The organism is Pseudomonas agronomica (assembly GCF_025917275.1).
Lineage (GTDB): Bacteria > Pseudomonadota > Gammaproteobacteria > Pseudomonadales > Pseudomonadaceae > Aquipseudomonas > Aquipseudomonas agronomica.
The window spans coordinates 1-2,490 of the sequence record NZ_JAOSHO010000636.1; the positions used below are offsets into that span (position 1 = coordinate 1).

General features: G+C 61.3%; 4 protein-coding genes. 3 read left to right on the top strand and 1 reads right to left on the bottom strand.

What is annotated here, in order from left to right; genetic code table 11:
* Positions 1–29: 29 nt before the first annotated feature.
* On the bottom strand, positions 30–1,196 hold the full coding sequence (locus tag OC610_RS25520; protein WP_264431796.1) for a 1-acyl-sn-glycerol-3-phosphate acyltransferase: 1,167 nt from the start codon (positions 1,194–1,196) through the stop codon (positions 30–32).
* A gap of 139 nt (positions 1,197–1,335) precedes the next feature.
* Here OC610_RS25520 and OC610_RS25525 point away from each other — a divergent pair, with 139 nt between their 5' ends.
* Genes OC610_RS25525 through OC610_RS25535 form a run of 3 tightly spaced genes read left to right on the top strand, consistent with a single transcriptional unit; the run spans position 1,336 to position 2,452 of the window.
* Entirely contained in the window at positions 1,336–1,521 is a 186-nt protein-coding gene (locus tag OC610_RS25525; protein WP_264431800.1) for a CPXCG motif-containing cysteine-rich protein, read from the top strand.
* A gap of 7 nt (positions 1,522–1,528) precedes the next feature.
* Entirely contained in the window at positions 1,529–1,789 is a 261-nt protein-coding gene (locus OC610_RS25530) for a DUF2007 domain-containing protein (protein ID WP_264431798.1), read from the top strand.
* A 39-nt stretch (positions 1,790–1,828) separates the two neighbouring features.
* Positions 1,829–2,452: an SOS response-associated peptidase gene (locus tag OC610_RS25535; protein WP_264431799.1), complete on the top strand. Its 624-nt coding sequence runs from the start codon at positions 1,829–1,831 to the stop codon at positions 2,450–2,452.
* Positions 2,453–2,490 lie beyond the last annotated feature (38 nt).

Sequence of the window (2,490 nt, forward strand, 5' to 3'; positions counted from 1 at the left end):
CCCCTCGCCACGAAAAACACCCGCCAGGTTTAAAGCGCCAACCCCGCCTTGACCCGATATTGGTTACGCACCGGCGTTGCATACTGCAGCACCAGGAACGGTCGCTGTTCCACCGGGCACTCATCCAACCGACGCTGCCATTCCTCTTGGGCCCTTGCCAGTTCTTCGGCACCGAACACCTCGGCGGCCGTCGGGACCTGTAGCTGCGGGTCGGCATCGGCCCATTGGGCATAGGCCAGGTAATGCACCGGGAACAGGCGATAACCGCCAAGGATCTGCCGGTCCATCTCCGCTGCCAGTTGCTTGGTGTCCTCGAACAGCTCGGTGATCGGCGCGGCAAAATTCACATGGACCCGGCCTTTATAACCGGTGATGCCCTTGGCGATGCTCACGTCATCCTCGCCCGGTGCCTTGGTGTAGGTCCCGGTGGTGGCGCGGATGTACAGCTCGCGGGCCTTGGCCTGGTCGCACGGGTCGTATTCGTAGCTGATCGACACCGGGGTCAGGTTCAGCGAGCGGATCACTTCGCCGAACGGCTCGTCCTTGCGGCTCATGTGGAACATCTTGAGGATCGCCGACTCGGTGCGATCGTCACCGTCCTTGGCCCGGCCTTCGGCCTGGGCGATCCAGATCGAGGCGCAATCGTTGCGGATCGAATGGTTGATGTACGCCGACAGCAACTGGTACGCCGCCATCTTTTCCCGGCGACCGGTGATCGAGCGGTGCACGATAAAACTCTTGTTCAGGCGCATCAGGTCGCTGACAAACGGCTTCTGCAGCAGGTTGTCGCCAATGGCGATGCGAGGGGTCGGCAGGCCGGCGTGGTACACGGCGTAGTTGACGAACGCCGGGTCCATCACGATGTCGCGGTGGTTGGCGATGAACAGGTAGGCGTTGCCGGACTTGAATTGCTCCACCCCGGTATACGTGACGCCATCAGTGGCGCGCTCGATAGTGTGATCGACATAGAACTCCACTTTGTCCTGCAACGTGGCGACCGATGTCACACCGGCGAACTCTCGACGCAACTTCTGCGCTATAAGGGGTTTGAGCATCCAGCCGAACGCGCCGGCCAGGCGCGGGAAGCGGAAGTGGGTGAGGATATCTAGAAACGCCTTGTCGCTGAGCAGCCGTGCCAGCACTGCTGGGACTTCACTGTCGTCGTAAGGTCGGATGGCATCGAATTCGCCCATCATGCTCTCTTGTTGGAAACGGCTAGGGTAAGTAAAGGTTCGATCGAAAATACGACAGGGCATGGCCTGGAAGATAAGCCAGACGAAAATAGCCCTGCAAATAGACCGGCGATTATACGCACAAGTCACTTGGGAGACCGCGATGGTGGAAGCCGCTGAGTATGAATGTCCGTATTGTGGAGAAGAAGTAGAGACTTCCCTGGATCTTTCCGCTGGCGACCAGACCTATATCGAAGACTGTCAGGTCTGTTGTCGACCGATCACCTTCGTACTGCAAGTCCACGGCGAGGAGTGGCACCTCGAAGTCTTCAGCGAAAACGAACGATGAGGCGGCCATGCAGCGAATCTACGAGCTGGAAAACTTGATGGAAGGCGAGTTGTTGCAAGGCATGCTCGCCAGCGAGGGCATTACGGCGCACCTCGTGGGCCGCGATCTTCTGGGCGGTGCGGGGGAACTGCCGATGCAAGGCCTGCTCGGGCTGACGGTGGAAGACGAACAGGCGCAATACGCCCGGGAGTTGATCGCCGCGTACAATGCCGCGCTGCCGCTGCCCGGCGATGAACCGGAAAGCTACCCGGGCACGCTGGTCTGTTAGGCTGGCGGCCGTTCGTTCGATCAAGAGTCGTGTTGCCCCATGTGTGGACGTTATGCCCTGTTTCGCTGGAACCCCGCCTTTGCGGCCTTGCCCGGCTTTCCCGCCGACCAGAAGGCCCAATGGAACATTTCGCCCAACGATTCGGTGCTGATGCTGCGGGCCGGGGCCGACGGCCAGCGCGAATTGGCCCGGGCGCGTTGGGGGCTGACGCCGCCGTGGCTGACCGATATGTCCCGAACGCCTGCCCACGCCCGTGCCGAAACCGTCGCTGAACAGCCCATGTTCCGCGAGGCCCTGCGTTTGCGTCGCTGCCTGCTCCCGGCCAATGGATTCTACGAATGGCGCGGCGGATCGCGTAAACGCCCGTACTGGCTCACGCCGGGAGAGGGTTCGTCATTGTTTTTTGCAGCGATCTGGGAAGCGTATCCGGTGCAGGAACAGGTGTGGTTGAGCACGGCAGTCATCACCCAGCCGGCGGCTGGCCAGCGTCGTCCATTGATTCTGGACGAAGAAGGCCAACGACTCTGGCTTGATCCCGAAACACCACTGCATGCCTTGCAAGGGCTGCTGGCGAGCGAGCCGGGGCAGTTGCGCGAGCGGGTGCTGGCGAACATGGTCAACGACCCGAAACTCAATGGGCCGGAGTGCCTGACGCCGGCTTGAGGGTTGTGGCGACAGTCCAACCCCTTCGCGAGCAGGCT